General features: G+C 71.4%; 17 protein-coding genes. 13 read left to right on the top strand and 4 right to left on the bottom strand.

Going from position 1 to position 20,881, the window contains the following annotated elements:
- Window positions 1–2 precede the first annotated feature (2 nt).
- From ABD831_RS18265 to valS, 3 genes are all read right to left on the bottom strand, one after another.
- Window positions 3–638 carry a hypothetical protein gene (locus tag ABD831_RS18265; protein ID WP_344950015.1) on the bottom strand — a complete coding sequence of 212 codons (636 nt, stop codon included), beginning with the start codon at window positions 636–638 and terminating at the stop codon, window positions 3–5.
- Window positions 635–1,402 carry a DUF4129 domain-containing protein gene (locus tag ABD831_RS18260; RefSeq protein ID WP_344950012.1) on the bottom strand — a complete coding sequence of 256 codons (768 nt, stop codon included), beginning with the start codon at window positions 1,400–1,402 and terminating at the stop codon, window positions 635–637. Before ABD831_RS18260 ends, ABD831_RS18265 begins: the two co-directional genes overlap by 4 nt.
- 103 nt (window positions 1,403–1,505) lie before the next feature.
- Entirely contained in the window at window positions 1,506–4,172 is a 2,667-nt protein-coding gene (gene valS / locus ABD831_RS18255; RefSeq protein ID WP_344950009.1) for a valine--tRNA ligase, read from the bottom strand.
- 199 nt (window positions 4,173–4,371) lie between these two features.
- On the opposite strand from valS, the gene ABD831_RS18250 reads away from it, so the two are divergent.
- From ABD831_RS18250 to ABD831_RS18195, 12 genes are all read left to right on the top strand, one after another.
- Window positions 4,372–5,145 carry a lysophospholipid acyltransferase family protein gene (locus ABD831_RS18250; RefSeq protein WP_344950006.1) on the top strand — a complete coding sequence of 258 codons (774 nt, stop codon included), beginning with the start codon at window positions 4,372–4,374 and terminating at the stop codon, window positions 5,143–5,145.
- A gap of 47 nt (window positions 5,146–5,192) precedes the next feature.
- Window positions 5,193–5,966, top strand: coding sequence for a TIGR03936 family radical SAM-associated protein (locus ABD831_RS18245; RefSeq protein ID WP_344950003.1), 774 nt, complete (start codon window positions 5,193–5,195; stop codon window positions 5,964–5,966).
- Between the two features lie 209 nt (window positions 5,967–6,175).
- A complete protein-coding gene (locus ABD831_RS18240) occupies window positions 6,176–9,406 on the top strand; it encodes an Rne/Rng family ribonuclease (RefSeq protein ID WP_344950000.1) in 3,231 nt (1,076 codons plus the stop codon).
- 125 nt (window positions 9,407–9,531) lie between these two features.
- Window positions 9,532–9,840, top strand: coding sequence for a 50S ribosomal protein L21 (gene rplU / locus ABD831_RS18235; protein WP_142180216.1), 309 nt, complete (start codon window positions 9,532–9,534; stop codon window positions 9,838–9,840).
- 39 nt (window positions 9,841–9,879) lie between these two features.
- The gene (rpmA, locus tag ABD831_RS18230; protein WP_030200289.1) at window positions 9,880–10,149 is read left to right on the top strand and encodes a 50S ribosomal protein L27; all 270 of its coding nucleotides are present in this window, start codon (window positions 9,880–9,882) and stop codon (window positions 10,147–10,149) included.
- A 133-nt stretch (window positions 10,150–10,282) separates the two neighbouring features.
- The gene (gene obgE / locus ABD831_RS18225; protein WP_344949996.1) at window positions 10,283–11,809 is read left to right on the top strand and encodes a GTPase ObgE; all 1,527 of its coding nucleotides are present in this window, start codon (window positions 10,283–10,285) and stop codon (window positions 11,807–11,809) included.
- A 118-nt stretch (window positions 11,810–11,927) separates the two neighbouring features.
- On the top strand, window positions 11,928–13,052 hold the full coding sequence (locus ABD831_RS18220; RefSeq protein ID WP_344949993.1) for a sensor histidine kinase: 1,125 nt from the start codon (window positions 11,928–11,930) through the stop codon (window positions 13,050–13,052).
- Window positions 13,049–13,852: a LytR/AlgR family response regulator transcription factor gene (locus ABD831_RS18215; RefSeq protein WP_344949990.1), complete on the top strand. Its 804-nt coding sequence runs from the start codon at window positions 13,049–13,051 to the stop codon at window positions 13,850–13,852. The genes ABD831_RS18220 and ABD831_RS18215 overlap by 4 nt, the downstream gene beginning before the upstream one ends.
- A complete protein-coding gene (locus ABD831_RS18210) occupies window positions 13,849–14,229 on the top strand; it encodes a hypothetical protein (RefSeq protein WP_344949988.1) in 381 nt (126 codons plus the stop codon). Before ABD831_RS18215 ends, ABD831_RS18210 begins: the two co-directional genes overlap by 4 nt.
- A gap of 17 nt (window positions 14,230–14,246) precedes the next feature.
- Window positions 14,247–15,908, top strand: a complete 1,662-nt coding sequence (locus tag ABD831_RS18205) for a sodium/solute symporter (protein WP_344949986.1) — start codon at window positions 14,247–14,249, stop codon at window positions 15,906–15,908.
- 281 nt (window positions 15,909–16,189) lie between these two features.
- On the top strand, window positions 16,190–16,477 hold the full coding sequence (locus ABD831_RS18200) for a DUF485 domain-containing protein (protein WP_185744907.1): 288 nt from the start codon (window positions 16,190–16,192) through the stop codon (window positions 16,475–16,477).
- Window positions 16,474–18,120 (top strand): solute symporter family protein, encoded by a 1,647-nt coding sequence (locus ABD831_RS18195; protein ID WP_344949984.1) that lies wholly within the window; start codon window positions 16,474–16,476, stop codon window positions 18,118–18,120. The genes ABD831_RS18200 and ABD831_RS18195 overlap by 4 nt, the downstream gene beginning before the upstream one ends.
- Window positions 18,121–18,266: 146 nt before the next feature.
- On the opposite strand, the gene proB is transcribed toward ABD831_RS18195, so the two are convergent.
- Window positions 18,267–19,379, bottom strand: a complete 1,113-nt coding sequence (gene proB / locus ABD831_RS18190; RefSeq protein ID WP_344949981.1) for a glutamate 5-kinase — start codon at window positions 19,377–19,379, stop codon at window positions 18,267–18,269.
- Between the two features lie 191 nt (window positions 19,380–19,570).
- Here proB and ABD831_RS18185 point away from each other — a divergent pair, with 191 nt between their 5' ends.
- Window positions 19,571–20,854: a glutamate-5-semialdehyde dehydrogenase gene (locus ABD831_RS18185; RefSeq protein WP_344949978.1), complete on the top strand. Its 1,284-nt coding sequence runs from the start codon at window positions 19,571–19,573 to the stop codon at window positions 20,852–20,854.
- The last annotated feature ends 27 nt before the right edge of the window (window positions 20,855–20,881 follow it).

The following is a 20,881-nucleotide window of genomic DNA, read 5'->3' as shown; positions in this document are numbered from 1 at the left end:
GATTACCACTGCTCGATTCGTCGGAGGATGGGGTCGAGGCGCTGCGGGCGGTAGAGGTCGGGGGGCGGGAGACCGACGAGCAGGTCCCAGAGCTCGGGCGGCGTCACGCCCTGGGCCCACTTGGGCTCCTCCTCTGCCACGATGCCGTGCTTGGCGTAGAGCCGCTCGCGGATGAGCACCTGCAGCTGCAGGTGCAGGTCGTGGACGACGCTCTCGCGCCCCTCCCGACGGGTGTCGGCGGCCTCGAGGCGAGTCGCGAGGTTCGTGACGCGGAAGTCGTTGCCGCGTGAGTGGCTGGCGTAGTCACCGTCGACGAGGGGCCAGAGGGTGAGGTGATGGGGGGCGGTGTGGTCGATGAGGTGCCAGAGCAGCAGGGCCCCCGCGACGAGGATGGCGAGGATGACGGGCACGTCGGGCTCGAGGCCCAGCGCGGCTGTCAGCGCCGAGAGCGCCACCCACGTCAGGAACAGGCCGACGAGACGTCGCCGCCAGGGGCGCAGGGCCGCCAGGACTGAGCGTGCGGCGCTGGGCTCGCGTCGCACCGCACCTCGGGGTAGCGGGCGGGCGCCCGTCGTCGCGGCAAGTGCCCGCGCCTCACGGCGCGTGCGAGCAGGTGTGCCGTCCGGCTGGCTGCTCATGACAACCGCCTGCGCGTGGCCGGCGACGGGTTCAGCGCTCCGGGCTCTGTCGCCTGCGACCTGGCCCGGTCGGCGGCCTGCCGGTCGGCGACCTGCTCGAGGTCGGCGATGAGCACCCGGAGGTCGCTGATGGCGCGGTCGCGGTGGGACTCGCCGAGGGGGTGCACCGAGAAACGGGCCTCGCGGAAGAGGGCAGCGAGGTCGCCGAGCCGGTCGGAGTCGACGGGCCAGACGCCGATGACGCGCTCGGTGTACTCGCTCGAGGTCTCGGCCGGCAGTCGCGGCAGACCGGTCGCCGCTGCCGAGGTCTCGAGCCCGAGCCACGCCGCCACGATGGCGTTGCGCGGCTCTCCGGACTCGAGGTCGAGCAGCCGCTGGCGGGCCGCCTCCAGCAGCTCGGTCGGCACCACCGGGATGGCGAAGTCGGGCTCCTCGTGGAGCTCGAAGTGGGGCCGTCGCCGCAGGAGCGACCGGATGAGGTGGGCCAGGACGACGAGGACGATGACGATGACGAGAACGATGAGCAGCTGGACCAGGACGATGAGCACCGGCGAGGGGTCGAAGGGGGCGGTGTTCGTGGCCGCCGTCGGGGCCGGGGTCGCGGACGGTGGCGGCGTCGAGGCCAGGGTGGGCAGCCGGGTGACCGTGTCGGCGTCGGCCGGGCGTGAGAGGAGAGGCAGCGGTTGGCCCATCGCCGCCACGACCAGAGCGGCCATGACGACGGCGCCACCCGCGATGGCGACCTGCTGCCCCCGCCTCGACATGCGAGAGACCCTATGCGAGCGCGGGGCCGCACAGGTCGGTAGCGGCCCGATCGTTGCCGTCCTGAGAGGTCAGGTCGGCAACGACCGCGCCGAAGCCGAGGGATCAGCCCTGTTTGGGCGCCTTGTCGACGGGGACGAGCTCGGCGTCGCGAACCTCGACCGTCTCGCCCTCGGCATACGTCATCTCACTGATGCGTCCGCTCGCGCGCAGGTCGGACTCGGCTGCCTGCACGTGGGCGACCGACCTCGCGGGAGCGACGAGCGTCATGGTGCGCACCTCGGCGCGCATGCCGACCTTGGCCTCGGACTTGACCTTGCGCACGCCCGCCAGGGCTGCGCCGACCGAGGAGAGCAGCGTGGGGTCGCCTCCGGACGGCAGCTCCTCGCGCGTCGGCCAGGACTGCCGGTGCACCGAGCCCTCACCGAACCACGACCAGACCTCCTCGGTCGCGTAGGGGATGAACGGAGCCAGCAGGCGCAGCAACGTCTCGAGCGCGAGGCGCAGGGAGGCGCGGGCACTGGCCGCAGCCTCCTCGCCCTGACCGCCGTAGGCCCGGTCCTTGACGAGCTCGAGGTAGTCGTCGCAGAAGGTCCAGAAGAAGGTCTCGGTGGCCTCGAGCGAGCGGGTGTAGTCCCAGCTCTCGAACCCCTGCGTGGCCTTGTCGACGACCTCGGCGAGCGCCGAGAGCATCGACAGGTCGAGCGGATGGGTGACCGCGGCCCGCAGGTCGCCCTCCACGTCACCGAAGCCCAGGGCGAACTTGCTCGCGTTGAGCACCTTGATCGCCAGGCGGCGGCCGACCTTCATCTGGCCGGTGTCGTAGGCGGCGTCGGTGCCGAGGCGACCCGAGGCCGCCCAGTAGCGCACGGCGTCGGCACCGTTGGCCTTGACGACGTCCTCGGGCGTCTCGGCGTTGCCCTTGGACTTGCTCATCTTCTTGCGGTCGGGGTCCAGGATCCAGCCGCTGATGGCGGCGTGACGCCACGGCGCGACGCCGTGCTCGAGGTAGGAACGCGTCACCGTGGCGAAGAGCCAGGTGCGGATGATGTCGTGCGCCTGGGGGCGCATGTCGTAGGGGAAGAGCGAGGCGAACAACGCCTCGTCGGAGCCGAGCCGGTCGGCCTCGGCTGCACCTTCGCGCACCGGCCAGCCGGCGGCGATCTGCGGAGTCAGCGACGACGTCGCCCACGTGTCCATGATGTCGGGGTCGGCCACGAAGCCACCGGGCACGCCGCGCTGGCTCTCGTCATAGCCCTCCGGCACGTCGATCTGCGGGTCGACGGGGAGTGCCGACTCCGGAGCGACGATCGGGTGGCCGTGGTCGGTCTCGCCCTCGGCAGTGACGGGGTACCAGACGGGGAAGGGCACGCCGAAGAAGCGCTGGCGGGAGATGAGCCAGTCGCCGTTGAGGCCCTCGACCCAGTTCTTGTAGCGCGAGCGCATGAAGGCCGGGTGGAAGTCCACGGCGTCGCCCATGCCGACCAGCTTCGAGCGCAGCGCCTCGTCCCGGCCGCCGTTGCGGATGTACCACTGGCGCGAGGTGACGATCTCGAGGGGCTTGTCGCCCTTCTCGTAGAAGTTGGCCTTGCGCTGCGTCTTCTGCGGCTCGCCGTCGAGGTCGCCGGACTCGCGCAGGGCGGCCACCACGGCCTCGCGGGCGCTGAACGTCGTCTTCGTCGCGAGCGACTCGGCGTAGAGCGCCTCGCCGGGACCGCCGGCGATCCAATCGGGCGTCTCGGCCTGGAGGCGGCCGTTGCGGGTGATGAGCGAGCGGATGGGCAGCTGCAGCTCACGCCACCACATGACGTCGGTGAGGTCGCCGAAGGTGCAGCACATGGCGATGCCGGCGCCCTTGTCCATCTCGGCGGCGCGGTGGGCGAGCACCGGCACCTCGACGCCGAAGAGGGGCGAGGTGACGGTCGTGCCGAAGAGCGGCTGGTAGCGCTCGTCGTCGGGGTGGGCGATGAGGGCGACGACCGACGGGATGAGCTCGGGGCGGGTCGTCTCGATGTGGACGGGCTCGCCGCCGTCACGGTGGAACGCGACGCGGTGGTAGGCGCCGGGGTAGTCCCGGGCCTCGAGCTCGGCCTGCGCGACGGCCGTCTGGAACGTGACGTCCCACAGGCCCGGGGCCTCGCTCTGGTAGGCCTCGCCGCGGGCAAGGTTGCGCAGGAACGCCTGCTGCGCGACGGCGCGCGAGCGCTCGTCGATGGTGCGGTAGGAGATGTCCCAGTCGAGGCTGAAGCCGAGGCGGCGGAAGAGGGACTCGAAGGTCACCTCGTCCTTGACCGTGAGCACGTCGCACAGCTCGATGAAGTTCTTGCGGCTGATGGGGCGCTGGTCGGCGGCCTTGATGGCCTTGCCGTTGCTGTCGACGCCCTCCTCGAAGGGCGGCGTGAAGCCGTCCTCGTAGGGCAGGCTGGCGTCGCCGCGGACGCCGTAGTAGTTCTGCACCCGGCGCTCGGTCGGCAGGCCGTTGTCGTCCCACCCGATCGGGTAGAAGACCTCGAGCCCCTGCATGCGCTTGTAGCGCGCCATGCAGTCGGTGTGGGTGTAGCTGAAGACGTGGCCGACGTGCAGGCTGCCACTCGCGGTCGGCGGCGGGGTGTCGATGGCGAAGACCTGCTCACGGGGGAGCGCCAGCGCCTTCTCGCGGTCGAAGGTGTAGGTGCCCTCGTCGGCCCATACCTGCATCCACTTCTCCTCGAGTCCGTCGAGCGAGGGCCGCTCGGGGATCCGCGAGGTCGTGGTGGCAGGCGTGTCAGTCATGCGCCAATCCTTCCATGCGCGCCGGGGTGCCCTCGACCGCCTTTGCCGCCGCGGCGCGCCCGGACCCGACCCGAGCGTGGCCTGCGTCACTGCATCGCCTCGTGATCGCCTCGTGCTCACGGTCAACCCAGTCCGTCGGCACGCCCGGTTGCCGGCCTCGGCGTGCCGAAGCGTGGCCACGCAGGGCAGAGTGTCCCCCATGGAGCCCGTCTACTCGTCCGTCATCGGAGTCGCCCGCGGGGTGTTCGCGATGCAGGGACTGAAGTTCACCATCCTCGGCGACGACAACGTGCCACGCACCGGAGGCGCGGTGATGACGGTCAACCACACCGGATACTTCGACTTCGCCTACGCCGGCCTGGCGGCGCAGAAGTCCGGGCGCCTCGTGCGGTTCATGGCCAAGGACAGCGTCTTCTCGCACGCGGTCAGTGGTCCCCTCATGCGGGGGATGCACCACATCCCGGTCGACCGCACCGCTGGTGCGGCGTCGTATGCCGCTGCCGTGACCGCGCTCCGATCGGGCGAGATCGTCGGGGTCTTCCCGGAGGCCACGATCTCGCGCTCGTTCGAGCTCAAGGAGTTCAAGACCGGCGCGGCGCGGATGGCGATCGAGGCGGGCGTCCCCATCCTGCCCGTCGTCATCTGGGGGTCACAGCGCGTCTGGACCAAGGGTCACCCCAAGCGCCTCGGCCGCACGAACGTCCCGATCCTCATCAACGTGGGCGAGCCGATCCCCGTGGCCCCCGACGCGGACCCCGGCGCCGTGACCGTGCAGTACAAGGCAGTCATGGCCGAGCTGCTCGCCGTCGCCCGAGCGGCCTACGAGCCGCTCACCGGTCCCGACCTGAAGTTCCTCCCGGCCAGCATGGGTGGCACGGCACCGACCCTCGCCGAGGCGACGAGGCTCGACGAGGCGGACACGGCAGAGCGGCAGCGGCGCGCCGACGAGCGGCGCGGCTTCGCCTCCGACTGACTCGGCCCGCTGGGGCCGTGAGCTCCCGACGGGCTAGCCTTCCGGGCATGGCTCGTCAGGCACGTCAGCGCGTCCCCGAGGGTCCGGCCCCGGACCCCGCGGTCCAGAAGCTCCGGATCCGCTACACGAAGCGGGGGCGGCTGAGGTTCACCTCGAGCCGGGACTTCCAGCGTGCTCTCGAGCGGGCGCTGCGGCGTGCAGACGTGCCGATGGCCTTTTCCGCGGGCTTCCACCCGCACCCGAAGATCAGCTACGCCAACGCCGCGGCCACCGGCACGGGCAGCGAGGCGGAGTACTTCGAGATCTCGGTGACCCAGCGCGTCGAGCCCGAGTCGGTCAGGGTCGCGCTCGACGAGGCGCTTCCGGAGGGGATCGACATCCTCCAGGTCGTCGAGGCCGCTCCCGGGGCCCTCGCCGACCGCCTCGAGGCCAGTGACTGGCTGCTCGAGTTCGCGGGCGTGCCGTTCGAGGTCCTGCAGGCTGCCGTGACGGCCCTGCTGGAGCGCGACACCGCGGAGGTGACCCGGCTGACGAAGTCCGGCCCGCGCACCTTCGACGTGCGGGCGTCGATCGTTTCCGCGCGGGTGCTGGAGCCGCGCGACGCGCTGGCCGACACGGTCACGACTCACGTAGTCGGGTCCGACTGTGCGATACTGCGCATGGTCGTACGGCACACCACACCGGCTGTACGCCCCGACGACATTCTGACCGCGCTGCGTGAGATCGCCGACCTGCAGCCTCCGCGTCCGCCACTGGTGACGCGTCTGGCGCAGGGACCGCTCGACATCGCAAACGTGCGGGTGACCGACCCGCTGGAATGACCTGCCAGGTCATGACGGCGAACCGGTTGCCGACCAGGACGTCGACGGCATTCGATCACGGGGCCGCGCCCAGCGCGAACCGTTTTCGGGTGTAGCGAGACGACTTCCGTCCCGTCGCACACGCGGCGCGACGACTGCAACCGCACTCGTGCGGTGTCGGCGGCTCCGGCCGGGTGTGGGTCGCACCGCACCTGACGGGAGACTGCCCGATGGCACCCAACGACACCACCACCGGCGACGACGTGACCCTGTTCCCCGCCGAGCACGACCAGGGCAGTGCCCGGCAGGAGACCGACGCGCCCTCTGCGCAGGGCGCCCCGGCTGCCGACGCCCCTGCCCCTCGCCGTCGTGCCCCGCGCCGCAGCACGAAGAAGGCCACGACGATCGAGCCGAGCGTCGAGCCGACGGTCGAGCCGACCGTCGAGCCGGCTCCCGCCGCCCCGGTCGACGATGCTGCTGTAGCCGCTCCCGCGAGCGAGGCCGGCGAGACGAAGCGTCCGGCACGCAAGCGCGCCGCCCGCAAGAAGGCCGACTCCGACGAGGCGCCCGCGGCGCCCCGCACCACCAAGCGCGCTGCACGCAGCAAGGCCGACCGGGCCAGCGCCGCCGTCGAGGAGCTCGTCGCAGGCGCCCAGGGCGACGTGCCGGCAGGTCCCGAGTCCACCGAGGCCTCCGGGTCCGACGGGTCTGACGGGTCCACCGGTACGGCCGTCGACCCCGCCGTCCTCATCGACGTCGACGCCTTCGACGAGACCGAGAACACCGACGACCTGCCCGTGCTCGGCACGGCCGAGGCCGATGGGCGCCAGCCGGCCGTCGTCCCCAGCTTCAGCGTGCTCTTCCAGGCGCCCGACGCGACCCAGGCCGTCCCGACCCGCCGTCGCCGAGGCGCAGCGCCGGTCGAGCCGCTCGAGCAGGTCGAGGAGCCGGACGAGGAGCACGTCGAGGACGTCCCGGAGCCCGAGGCTGCCGCCGAGGGTCGCACCGAGGCTGACGAGCAGTCCGACGAGGAGAACGGGCCCCGCCGTTCCCGCCGCCGCCGTGGCGGCAAGGGCCGTCGGGGACGCGTCAACGACGAGGACGACGCCCAGGACCAGCAGTCCGACTCCGGCACCTCCCGGGGCTCGGGTGACACCCGTGGCGCGTCCGCCGAGAGCGCCGAGGACGTCGACGCCGACCAGGAGGCCGACGCCGACAGCGAGGCCGAGGGCGACACGGACGACGAAGGCGTGTCGAGCCGACGCCGCCGACGCCGCCGGCGCGCCGGCTCCTCGCCCGACGCCGGCGACGACACCCCCAACGTCTCGACCCGCGTGCGGCAGCCGCGCAGCCAGAGCGACGAGCCGGTGGCCGTCAAGGGGTCGACCCGCCTCGAGGCCAAGAAGCAGCGCCGCCGCGAGGGCCGCGAGGCCGGACGCCGCCGCACGATCATCACCGAGGCCGAGTTCCTCGCCCGCCGTGAGGCCGTCGACCGCGTCATGGTCGTGCGCAACAAGGACGGGCGCACCCAGATGGGTGTCCTCGAGGACGGTGTGCTCGTCGAGCACTACATCGACCAGGCCACGAACGTCTCGATGGCCGGCAACATCTACCTCGGCCGGGTCCAGAACGTCCTGCCCTCCATGGAGGCCGCCTTCGTCGACATCGGCAAGGGGCGCAACGCCGTGCTCTACGCCGGCGAGGTCAACTGGGACGCCGCCGGACTGGAGGCCAACCAGCCCAAGCGCATCGAGAACGCCCTGGGCTCCGGCCAGACCGTGCTCGTGCAGGTCACCAAGGACCCGATCGGCCACAAGGGCGCCCGCCTCACCTCGCAGATCTCCCTTCCCGGCCGCTACCTCGTGTACGTGCCGAACAGCTCGATGACGGGCATCAGCCGCAAGCTGCCCGACACCGAGCGGGCCCGCCTCAAGAAGATCCTGCGCGACGTCGTGCCGGACTCAGCCGGCGTCATCGTCCGTACCGCCGCCGAAGGGGCGAGCGAGGAGGAGCTGCGCGCCGACGTCGAGCGCCTCACCCGCACGTGGGAGGACATCCAGGCCAAGGCCGACGCGGCTTCTAGCCCGCGCGCCGGCAAGAGCAAGGGCAAGAAGAAGAACGGCGCACCCGGCTCCGCGACCGGTGGTCAGGCCCCGATGCTGCTGCACGGCGAGCCCGACCTCACCGTCCGGGTGATCCGCGACGTCTTCAACGAGGACTTCAAGCAGCTCGTCGTCGCCGGAGACCAGGCGTGGAACGAGATCCACCCCTACATCTCGTCGGTCGCGCCTGATCTCGCCGACCGGGTCAGCAAGTGGACGGCCGAGGAGGACCTCTTCACGCACCACCGCGTCGACGAGCAGCTCTCGAAGGCGATGGACCGCAAGGTCTGGCTCCCCAGCGGAGGTTCGCTCGTCATCGACCGCACCGAGGCGATGACCGTCGTCGACGTCAACACCGGCAAGTTCGTCGGCTCCGGGGGCAACCTCGAGGAGACGGTGACGAAGAACAACATCGAGGCGGCCGAGGAGATCGTGCGCCAGCTCCGGCTACGCGACATCGGCGGCATCATCGTCATCGACTTCATCGACATGGTCCTCGAGAGCAACCGGGAGCTCGTCGTGCGCCGGCTGCTCGAGTGCCTCGGCCGCGACCGGACGAAGCACCAGGTGGCCGAGGTGACCTCGCTGGGCCTGGTCCAGATGACTCGCAAGCGGGTGGGCTCGGGCCTCATCGAGGTCTTCTCCGAGACCTGCGACCACTGCAACGGCCGCGGCTTCATCATCCACACCGACCCCGTCGACAAGGGTGCGCACTCCCAGGAGCAGGGCCAGCAGGGCCAGCAGGGTCAGGGGGAGAACGGCAGCAGCCGCCGACGGGGGCGCGGCCAGGGCTCCGGGCAGGGTGGCACCCAGAACGGCAACGGCGGCGGCACCTCGCCCCAGCAGTCGGGCCAGCAGGGCTCGCACGCCGAGTCCAGGAGTGGTGGCCCGACGGCGGCCCAGATCGCGGCGGCGGCCCACGCGGCCGCGCTCAAGAGCGCCTCGGGCCAGCCCGCGGGGGAGGCGGCGGCCGAGGCCCTCGCAGAGGTGGGTGCCGAGGTCGGTGCCGACGTCCCGTCGCAGGACGGCGCGCACCACCACTTCCCCGAGGACGACGGTCCCTGGTCCGGTGACGACGTCCACGCGGTCGACCCCGGCGACGAGCAGGCCACCCAGGGTGGCGGGCACGTCGAGCTGGAGTCCGACGTCACCGACACGACCGACGTCTCCGCGGTCCCGACGTCCTCGGCGTCCTCAGCGTCCTCAGCGCCGGAGGTGACCGTCGAGTCCACGGGCACCGCCCCGGTCGAGGCGGAGGTCCAGGTCCAGCCTGCTGCACGCGGTCGGCGCCGTCGTGGACGGGTCGTCGCGCCGGCAGGTCCGCCGCGGGGCGCGGGCACGGGTGACGGCGAGAGCTGACCTCGGTTTGGAGCTGGGGCTTCCCAGCCGGTAATCTTTGTCCTTGGTGCGCCCACCGGGCCCGTGTTGACGGGCCGGTGCCGAAAGCGGCGATACCAACCCTTGATGAGAGAGTGAGTTTCACTGTGTACGCGATTGTTCGCGCTGGCGGTCGCCAGGAGAAGGTGTCGGTGGGCGATGTCCTGCTCGTCGACAAGGTGACGGGTCAGCCCGGCGATGCCATCGAGCTCACGCCGCTGCTCCTCGTTGACGGCACCACCGTCACGTCCGACGCCGACAAGCTGTCCAAGGTGTCGGTCAAGGCCGAGGTCGTCAAGGCCGCCAAGGGCCCCAAGATCGTCATCATGAAGTACAAGAACAAGACCGGCTACCGCAAGCGTCAGGGCCACCGTCAGCCGCTGACCCAGGTCAAGATCACCGCCATCGACGCGTGATCCACCCGGAACCCAGAGACTCACGAGAGAAGGACTGACATGGCACACAAGAAGGGTGCGTCCTCGACCCGCAACGGTCGCGACTCGAACGCACAGTTCCTCGGCGTCAAGCGTTTCGGTGGCCAGAAGGTCAACGCGGGCGAGATCCTCGTCCGTCAGCGCGGCACGCACTTCCACCCGGGTGAGGGTGTGGGTCGCGGTGGCGACGACACGCTGTTCGCCCTCGTCGCCGGCGCCGTCAAGTTCGGCACCAAGCGCGGCCGCAAGACCGTCAACATCGAGCAGCCGGAGACCGCTGCCGCTGAGTGATCGACACGATCACCACTGATGTACCGGAAGGGCGGGCCCGAGCGGCCCGCCCTTTCCGCCTTTCCCGGGCGACACGGCATTCGCCATCTTGCGTATGCCGTCCGCCCACCCTGATCTGGAAGAGTGACCCCCCATGGCAGTGACCTTCGTCGACCGCGTGGTGCTGCACCTGAGCGCCGGGGCGGGCGGGCACGGTGTCGCCTCCGTCAAGCGCGAGAAGTTCAAGCCGCTCGGTGGCCCCGACGGCGGCAATGGCGGCCGGGGAGGCTCGGTCATCCTGCGCGTCGACCCGTCGTCGACGACGCTGCTCGACTACCACCGTCACCCGCACCGCAAGGCCGGCAACGGCGCTCCGGGCGCCGGTGACGAGCGCAACGGCGCCGACGGCGACGACCTCGTGCTCGCGGTGCCCGAGGGCACCGTCGTCAAGGACGCGTCCGGCCAGATCATCGTCGACCTCGTCGGCATGGGCACCGAGCACGTGATCGCCGCCGGCGGCCGAGGCGGCCTGGGCAACAAGGCCCTGTCGAGCGCGCGCCGCAAGGCTCCCGGCTTCGCCCTCCTCGGTGAGCCCGGCGAGGACATCGACGTCGTGCTCGAGCTGAAGTCGCTCGCCGACGTGGCGCTCATCGGTTTCCCGAGCGCCGGCAAGTCCTCGCTCGTCTCGGTGCTCTCCGCCGCCAAGCCGAAGATCGCCGACTACCCCTTCACGACGCTCGTCCCGAACCTGGGCGTCGTGACGGCCGGGTCGAGCCGGTTCACCGTCGCCGACGTGCCCGGGCTCATCCCGGGCGCCCACGAGGGCAAGGGACTGGGGCTGGAGTTCCTGCGCCACGTCGAGCGCTGCTCGGTCCTCGTCCACGTCATCGACTGCGCGACCCTCGAGCCGGGCCGTGACCCGATGAGCGACCTCGACGTCATCGAGAACGAGCTCTCGCTCTACGTCCCCGACGCCGACCTCGGTGGCCGACCGCTCTCCGAGCGCACCCGCATCGTCGTGCTCAACAAGGCCGACGTGCCCGAGGCGCGCGAGCTCGCCGAGATGGTCAAGCCCGACCTCGAGGCGCGCGGCATCGAGGTCTTCATCGTCTCGGCCGTCGCCCACGAGGGCCTGCGCGAGCTGAGCTTCGCGATGGCGCGTCACGTCGACGCCGCCCGCAAGGAGATCGGCGATGCCGTCCCGAAGCGCGTCGTGCTGCGGCCGCGGTCGGTCGACGACCAGGGTTTCACGGTGACCAAGGAGAACGGTCCCGACGGCGTCTTCTTCCGCGTCACCGGCGCGCGTCCCGTCCGCTGGGTGCGCCAGACCGACTTCAGCAACGACGAGGCCGTCGGCTACCTCGCCGACCGGCTCGGCCGGCTCGGTGTCGAGGACGAGCTCTACAAGGTCGGCGCGGTCGCCGGCGACACGGTCGTCATCGGGGCCACCGACGACGCGGTGGTCTTCGACTGGGAGCCGACGCTGCAGGCCGGCGCCGAGCTGCTCGGCTCGCGCGGCACCGACCTGCGCCTGTCCGAGTCCGCGCGTCCGACCCGCGACGAGAAGCGCGAGGCGCAGAAGGACCGCTACGCGGCCCGTGCGGCGACGCAGGAGGAGCTCGACGCCGAGCGGCGTTCGGGCCTGTGGCACGTCGCCGCCGACGAGGACGACGACGCCTGACCCGCACCCTCCGGCGACGCCGAGTGGGCACCTCCCCCCGGGGAAGGTGCCCACTCTGCGTCTCGACAGCGAGGAACAGTGCCCACGCGACGGGGAAGGGGCCGCATAGGGTGTCGGCATGAGCTCGTGGGGCGCGTTGTGGCGTCGCGGTCACCTCGGCACCGAGGCCGACCGTGCGACGTACCGCACGCTGCACACGGCCCTGCTCGCGTCGCCGCCCCTGCGGATGGGCCTGACGCCCACCGCGGCCGAGAAGTCGCTCAAGCACCTGCGCTCGCTCCTCGGGGCGACCGCCGTGGCGATGACCGACACCAACGGCCTGCTCGCCTGGGACGGCGGGCGCTCACACCACGCGCACCAGCCGGCCGTGATCTCCGCAGGCACCCTGGCGCACGGTCGCACGACCGTCGTCGACGGGGCCGACGTGTCCTGCGCCGAACCGTCGTGCATCGTGCGCCAGGCCATCGTCGCGCCGCTCGACGTCGACGAGAAGGTCGTCGGGACGCTGCAGGTCTTCACGGGGCGAGCCTCCGCCGGACTCGTCCGGGCGACCAACGAGGTGGCGCGCTGGGTGTCGGGGCAGCTCGAGCTCGCCGAGCTCGACGCCTCGCGCACGCGCCTCATGGAGGCAGAGGTCCGGGCCCTGCGCGCCCAGATCAGCCCGCACTTCATCTACAACTCGCTCACGGCCATCGCGTCCTTCACGCGCACCGATCCCGAGCGCGCCCGCGAGCTGCTCCTCGACCTCGCCGAGTTCACGCGCTACTCCTTCCGCAGGCACGGCGAGTTCACGACGCTGGCCGAGGAGCTGCGCTCCATCGAGGCCTACCTCGTCATCGAGAAGGCGCGCTTCGGCGACCGGCTCACCGTGACCGTGCGGGTGGCCCCCGAGGTGCTGCCGGTCGTCGTGCCGTTCCTGTGCCTGCAGCCGCTCGTGGAGAACGCCGTCCAGCACGGCATCGAGGGTCGCGAGGGCAGCGGCGAGATCAGCATCCTCGCCCAGGACGCCGACCACGAGTGCGTCGTGACGATCGAGGACAACGGCGTGGGGGAGGACCCCGAGCGGGTGCGGCGGGTCCTGGCCGGCGACCCGGGCAGTGACTCGGTGGGGCTGGCCAACGTCGACGAACGACTGCGGACCGCGTTCGGTGACGACTACGGGCTCGTCGTCGAGACCGCTCCCGGCGCGGGCACCAAGGTCGTCGTCCGGCTGCCCAAGTTCCGACCGGGGGTGCACGTGTGAGCGGTCCCTCCAACAGCGTCGAGAACCACGGTGACTCGTCGTCATCGGACGTGGAGCCGCTGCTGCGCGTCCTGGCCGTCGACGACGAGGCCCCCGCGCTCGACGAGCTCGTGTGGATGCTCGGCCGCCACGAGTGCGTGCGCCAGGTCGTGCCGGCCGGCTCGGGGGAGGCCGCCCTGCGCGTGCTCCACGAGGAGCAGGTCGACGCGATCTTCATGGACGTGCAGATGCCCGGCCTCAGCGGCCTCGACCTGGCCCGGGTGCTCTCACGGTTCACCACCCAGCCCCCGATCGTCTTCGTCACGGCGCACGAGCAGCACGCCGTGGACGCCTTCGAGCTCAACGTCGTCGACTACGTCCTCAAGCCGGTTCGGGACGAGCGGCTCGACCAGGCCGTGCGGCGCGTCGTGCGGCAGCTCCACGGGCGCGAGCCTGCCGCGTCGTCCACCGACGAGAGCATCGTCGTCGAGCTGGCCGGGGTGAGCCGCCTCGTAGCGCGGTCCGACGTGCTGTTCGTCGAGGCGCAGGGGGACTACGCCCGCCTCCACACGGCCACCGAGAGCCACCTCGTCCGCGTTCCGCTCACCACGTTGGCCGACCAGTGGCGGGACGCGGGCTTCGTGCGGATCCACCGGTCCTCGCTCGTCGCCCTGGGACACATCAGCGAGTGGCGCACCGAGAGCGGACGCACGACCGTCGTCGTCGGTGGCCACGAGCTCGTCGTCAGCCGCCGTCACACCCGCGCGCTCCGCGACCTGCTCGTCCGGCGCGCCCAGCCGCTCGGGCGCGGCGGCTCATGACGCCCCAGGACGCACCGCGCGCGCGGGTGCGCGTCACGAGCCCGCGCACGTCCGCCGCGCGCACCCGGAGCGTCTCGATCGCGTCCGAGATCGACGAGCAGACGCGCCTCGGTGAGGTCTACATCTCCTCCCTCATGCGCAGCCAGCTCCGACTGGCTCTCGCGGTCCTCCTCGTCCTGGCCTCGACCCTGGGCCTGCTGCCGCTGGTCTTCCGGGCCGTCCCCGGCATCGCCGACGTCGACGTGCTCGGCGTGCCGCTGCCCTGGGTCCTGCTCACGGTCGTCGCCTTCGCCGAGATCATCACCCTGGGCTGGTTCTACGTGCGCCAGTCCGAGCGCAACGAGGACGACTTCAGCGACCTGCTCGAGGGCCGGTGAGCCGCGGTGCGTGACCGGTGAGCAACGCGGCCAGCATCGTCGCCGTCGTCCTGGTGTCGATCGCGTCCCTCGCCGTGGGCGCCTTCGGGCTGCGGTTCTCGCGGACCATGAGCGACTTCTACGTCGCGTCGCGTGGTGTGAGCCCGGTGCTCAACGCCTCCGCGATCAGCGGCGAGTACCTCTCGGCAGCATCGTTCCTCGGCGTCGCAGGTCTCATCCTGGCGCGCGGGGTGGACATGCTGTGGCTGCCGATCGGCTGGACCGCGGGCTACCTGCTGCTGCTCACCTTCGTCGCTGCGCCGCTGCGTCGCTCGGGCGCCTACACCCTGCCCGACTTCGCCCAGCTGCGCCTCGAGTCCGTCGTCGCGCGGAGGGCCTCGAGCCTGCTCGTCGTCGCGATCGGACTGCTCTACCTCATCCCGCAGTTCCAGGGCGCAGGCCTGACCCTCCGCACCCTCACCGGGGCCCCGTCGTGGGTCGGCCAGCTGGCTGTCGCCCTCGTGGTCTGCCTCAACGTCCTGCCCGGCGGCATGCGCAGCGTCACCCTCGTCCAGGCGTTCCACTACTGGCTCAAGCTGCTGGCCCTGCTGACGCCGCTCTTCTTCCTCCTCGGCGCGATGGGGGACCGGAGCAGCGACCCGAACGTCGGCGCCGTGCTCGTCGCCGACTGGGTCGAGCCGCTGCGCGGCGACCACGCGCTCTACCTGACCTACTCGCTCGTGCTGGCCACCTTCTTCGGCACGATGGGCCTGCCCCACGTCGTCGTGCGCTTCTACACCAACCGGGACGGGCGCGCCGCACGGCGAGCGACCCTCGCAGTGCTCGTGCTGCTCTCGGGCTTCTACCTGCTGCCCGTCGTCTACGGCGTCATCGGCCGCTACGTCGCCTTCGACCTCGTCGCGGCGGGACGCGCCGACACCGTCGTGCTCGAGCTGCCGAGCCGGCTCTTCGACGGGCCCGTCGCCGAGGGCCTCACGGCACTGCTGGCGGCAGGCGCCTTCGCGGCGTTCCTGTCGACGTCGACCGGGCTCGTGGTCTCGGTCGCCGGTGTCGTGAGCCAGGACCTCGTGCGCTGGGGAGGCGGCCACCGGCAGGGGATCCGGACCTTCCGCCTCTCGACGGTCATCGTCGTGACCGTCTCGCTCGCCCTCACGCTCGTGTCCGCCGGCGTCCCCGTGGCGCACGCCGTCGAGCTGACCTTCGCCGTCGCGGCGTCGACGTTCTGCCCGATGCTCCTGCTCGGGATCTGGTGGCGGGGACTCACGGCGCGCGGGGCGATCGCCGGCCTGGTCGCGGGCGGTGGCCTGTCCATGGGAGCCGTCGTGTCGACGACGTTCGGCATCGCGACAGGCGGGTGGTTCGGCGTCGTCATGACCCAGCCGGCCGCCGTCAGCGTGCCCCTGTCGTTCGCCACGATGGTGCTCGTGTCGCTCGCCACCCGCGCGAGCGCACCGGAGCACGTCGCACAGACCATGGTGCGGCTCCACGCCCCGGAGCACATCGACCTCAACCGCGGCTCGTTCCACCCCGAACGGTGGGACCGCCCGGCCTCGGCGGCGCCGACGGGTGCCGTGACGTCGCCGGGCACGGAGGACACGGGCGGGAGAGCGAAGCACACGGCATACGCCAGCGGGGACGCGACCGCTCGTCGCTCCCGGCCGACCGTTCGTCGCGACTGAACCCGCGCACGGCGAGCGCTCGGCGCCACTGGGCGATGCCGCCCCCGCTGCGCCTCACCGGACCCCGCGGAGGCTCCTACCTTTGCTCTCGTCGGCCCTGTGGCCGGCAGCGCGGAGCGACAGGGGCGTCGACCCACCACCGGACGGTCGGGGGAGCGTCGGCGGCAGCAGGTCCGCGCCGAGCCAGGAGACCCGCCAAGAACAGCACGACCAACCGCCCCGGAGGTGGCCCAGTGAGCAAAGAGGCTCCAGAGCGCGTGGTGGACGATCCCAACGTCGCCATGCAGGACTCACCCGAGTTCGCGCAGCTGCGCAGCAAGTTCCGCAAGTTCGTCTTCCCGCTGACCGCGCTGTTCCTCGCGTGGTACTTCCTCTACGTCCTGCTGTCCGTCTTCGCGAAGGACTTCATGGGCACGCGCGTCATCGGCAACGTGACCTGGGGCCTGATCCTCGGCCTCCTCCAGTTCGTCTCCACCTTCACCATCACGATGGTCTACGCCCGCTGGGCCGACCGCGTGTTCGACCCCGAGGCCGAAGCCCTCGCCCAGAAGATGGGAGGGCAGCAGTGAGCGCGCTCGTCACGTCGGCCCCGTCAGTCGTCCCTGCGGCCACGACGGTCGGCAACCCGGCCATCAACATCGGCATCTTCGCCCTCTTCGTCGTCGTCACCCTGGCGATCGTCATCCGGGCCTCGCGCAACAACCGCAGCGCCGCGGAGTACTACGCGGGCGGACGGGCCTTCACCGGCCGGCAGAACGGCATCGCCATCGCCGGCGACTACCTCTCTGCGGCCTCGTTCCTCGGCATCGCGGGCGCCATCGCCATCAACGGCTACGACGGGTTCCTCTACTCCATCGGCTTCCTCGTCGCCTGGCTCGTCGCGCTGCTCCTCGTCGCAGAGCTGCTGCGCAACGTCGGCAAGTACACGATGGCCGACGTGCTCAGCTTCCGGCTGCGCCAACGTCCGGTGCGCATCGCCGCCGCCATCTCGACCCTGGTCGTCTCGTTCTTCTACCTGCTCGCGCAGATGGCGGGAGCAGGTGGCCTCGTCGCGCTCCTGCTCGGCATCGAGGGCGCAGTGGGCCAGCGGCTCGTCATCGTCGTCGTCGGCGTCCTCATGATCTTCTACGTCATCTACGGCGGCATGAAGGGCACGACCTGGGTGCAGATCATCAAGGCCGTCCTGCTCATCATCGGTGCCGCCATCATGACGGTCTGGGTGCTCGCCAAGTTCGGCCTCAGCCTCTCGACGCTGCTGGGCGAGGCCACGGCGGCCTCCCAGGAGGCGGGCGGCAAGGACCTGCTCCAGCCGGGTCTGCAGTACAAGAACCCGGTCGACTTCATCTCCTTGTCGATGGCCCTCGTGCTCGGCACCGCGGGCCTGCCGCACGTGCTCATGCGCTTCTACACCGTGCCGACCTCCCGTGAGGCCCGCCGTTCGGTCGTGTGGGCGATCTGGCTCATCGGCATCTTCTACCTCTTCACCCTCGTGCTGGGCTTCGGGGCTGCAGAGCTCGTGGGCGCCAAGGAGATCAAGAACGCGCCGGGTGGCGTCAACTCCGCCGCTCCGCTCCTCGCGTTCGAGCTCGGTGGCGAGATCCTCCTCGGCATCATCTCGGCGGTGGCGTTCGCGACGATCCTCGCGGTCGTCGCCGGCCTGACGATCACGGCGAGCGCGTCCCTCTCGCACGACATCTACAACACGGTCGTCAAGGGTGGCAAGGCCACGCCCGAGGAGGAGGTCAAGGTCGCGCGGCTCGCTGCGCTGGTCCTCGGCGCCATCGCCATCATCGGTGGCATCTTCGCCCTCGGACAGAACATCGCCTTCCTCGTGGCGCTCGCCTTCGCCATCGCCGCGAGTGCGAACCTGCCGACGATCCTCTACTCCCTCTTCTGGAAGCGGTTCAACACCAGGGGCGCGCTGTGGAGCATCTACGGCGGTCTGGTCAGCGCCATCACGCTGATCATCTTCAGCCCGGTCGTGTCGGGCAAGGCCATCGACCCGGTGACGAAGAAGAGCCCCTCGATGCTCCAGGGCGTCGACTTCCACTGGTTCCCGCTCGACAACCCCGGCATCATCTCGATCCCGCTCGGCTTCGTCCTGGGCTACATCGGGACGGTCACGAGCAAGGAGTACAACGCAGCCAAGTACGCCGAGATGGAGGTCCGTTCGCTGACCGGTCACGGCGCCGAGAGGGCGACGCACCACTGAGTCTCGACCGGGCATCGTCGCGTCGGCGTGAGCCGTCGCTCAGGTGAAAGTGGCCGCGCACACCTTGGGTGTGCGCGGCCACTTCCGCGTTCGGACGTGGTTCGCCCTCGCCGCTCGGGCGTCGCCGTCGCCGGGCGGCCTGCGGCTCAGATGACGACGAGGTCGTCGCGGTGGATGACCTCGCGCTCGTACTCGGGACCGAGGTCACGGGCCAGCTCCTTGGTCGACCGGCCCAGCAGGGCCGGCAGCTCACTGGAGCTGTAGTTGACCAGACCGCGGGCGACCGCGGTCCCGTCGGGGCTGCACACGTCGACGGGGTCACCGTCGTGGAAGGTGCCCTCGACGGCCGTGATGCCGGCGGGCAGCAGCGACTTCTTGCGCTCGACGAGGGCCGTCACGGCCCCGTCGTCGATGATGAGCCGGCCGCGGGCCGTCGTCGCGTGCTCCAGCCAGAGCCGCCGGGACCGGCCCCGCACCCCGACGGGGAGGAACATGGTCCCGATGTCCTCGCCGGCGAGGACCTGCTCGACGCGCTCGGCGGCCGCGACCGTCGTGACGACGCCGGCGGCCGTGGCGATGCGCGCCGCCTCGATCTTGGTCGTCATGCCTCCCGTGCCCACCTTGGACCCGGTGCCGCCGATCTCGACGCCGACGAGGTCGTGCGGGCCGCGCACCAGCGGGATGCGTTGCGCCCCGGGCCGGCTCGGCGGAGCGTCGTAGAGGGCGTCGACGTCCGAGAGGAGCACGAGGGCGTCGGCGTCGATGAGGTGGGCGACGAGGGCTGCCAACCGGTCGTTGTCGCCGAAGCGGATCTCGCTCGTGGCCACGGTGTCGTTCTCGTTGACGATGGCCAGCACGTCGAGGTCGAGGAGGCGCTCGAGCGTGCGGCGGGCATTCGCGTAGTGGGTGCGCCGGGTGACGTCGTCGGCGGTGAGCAGCACCTGCCCCACCGTGATCTCGTGCGCTCCGAAGGCCCGCGTGTAGGCCGCGAGGAGGGCGCCCTGGCCGACCGAGGCCGCAGCCTGCTGCGTCGCCAGGTCGCGCGGGCGGCTGGCCAGGCCGAGCGGGTGGATCCCCGCCGCGATGGCGCCCGAGCTGACCAGCACGATCTGCGTACCGTCGAGGTGCTTGCGGGCCAGCGCGTCGGCGAGCGCGACAAGCCGGTCGTGGTCGATCCCGCCGTCGGGACCCGTCAGCGAGCTCGAACCGACCTTGACGACGAGCCGTCGGGCGGTGCTGATGACGGAGTGGGGCGACACACTCGCACTCTAGTGACGGACCGTGGCGACTGCAGGTCCGTCCGGAACGGACCGGCCGACCGCCATCACCAGACGGCGACGGAGACCTCCACGGCGCGCGACCGGCCGGCTCACGGGTCCCGTGGCGGTCCGTCGGTCCAGCCTCCGGAAGCGGGAGGTCGTGTGACGGCGCCACGACCTACGCTGGAGGCATGTCCCAGACGATCGACCCTGCTGTCGTCGAACACGTGACGGCGCTCGCGGAGAAGGCGCGCGTCGCCTCCCGCCGCCTCGCCCTGATGTCACGCGCCGAGAAGGACGCCGCCCTGCTGCTCCTCGCCGACGCCCTCGACGCGGCCGCCCCTGCCGTGGTCGCCGCCAATGCCGAGGACATCGAGCGCGGCCGCGCCGGCGGCATGAGCGAGAGCCTTCAGGACCGGCTCCGACTCGACCAGGCGCGGGTGACGGCGGTCGCCCAGGCGCTGCGTGACGTCGCGGCGCTGCCGGACCCCGTCGGCGAGATCGTGCGCGGGTCCACGCTGCCCAACGGTCTCCAGATCCGTCAGGTGCGCGTGCCCATGGGTGTCATCGGGATGATCTACGAGGCGCGTCCGAACGTCACGGTCGACGCCGCCGGGCTCGCCCTGAAGTCCGGCAACGCCGTGCTGCTGCGCGGCGGGTCCGCCGCGGCCAGCAGCAACCACGCCCTGGTCGAGGCGATGCGCGACTCGCTTGCGGCGCAGGGGCTCCCCGCCGACGCGGTCACCCTCCTCGAGGGGGGTGGGCGTGACGCGGCCCGTGCCCTCATGACCGCGCGAGGCCACGTCGACCTCGTCATCCCCCGAGGCGGCGCCGACCTCATCGAGACCGTCGTGCGCGAGTCGACGGTGCCCGTCATCGAGACCGGCGTCGGGGTGTGCCACGTCTACGTCGACCGCGCCGCAGACCTCGACAAGGCCCAGGCGATCACCCTCAACGCCAAGACGCACCGCCCCAGTGTCTGCAACGCCGCGGAGTCGCTCCTCGTCCACCGCGACGTCGCCGCGGACTTCCTGCCCAAGGCCCTGACCGACCTCGCCGGCGCGGGCGTGCGACTGCACATCGCGCCCGAGGTCACGGACTACGCGCAGGCGGCCGGGGCGGCATACGACCTCGCGAGCGAGCGGGACTTCGGCACGGAGTGGCACGGTCTCGAGATGAGCGTGGCGATCGTCGACGACCTGGACGAGGCCATGGACCGCATCCGCCGCTACGGCACGGGACACACCGAGGCCATCGTCACGGAGGACCGTGCGGCGGCCCGGCGGTTCACCGCGGAGGTCGACGCCGCGGCCGTCATGGTCAACGCGAGCACCCGCTTCACCGACGGTGGCGAGTTCGGGTTCGGCGCCGAGATCGGCATCTCGACGCAGAAGCTCCACGCCCGCGGACCGATGGCGCTGCCCGAGCTGACGACGACGAAGTGGATCGTCGAGGGCGACGGACACATCCGCTGACCACCGCGTCCGCAGCCGGCCGAGCCG

Origin of the sequence: Terrabacter ginsenosidimutans (assembly GCF_039539425.1) — a bacterium.
GTDB classification, from domain to species: Bacteria; Actinomycetota; Actinomycetes; order Actinomycetales; family Dermatophilaceae; genus Terrabacter; species Terrabacter ginsenosidimutans.
This window is presented reverse-complemented; position numbering and strand designations above follow the sequence as displayed.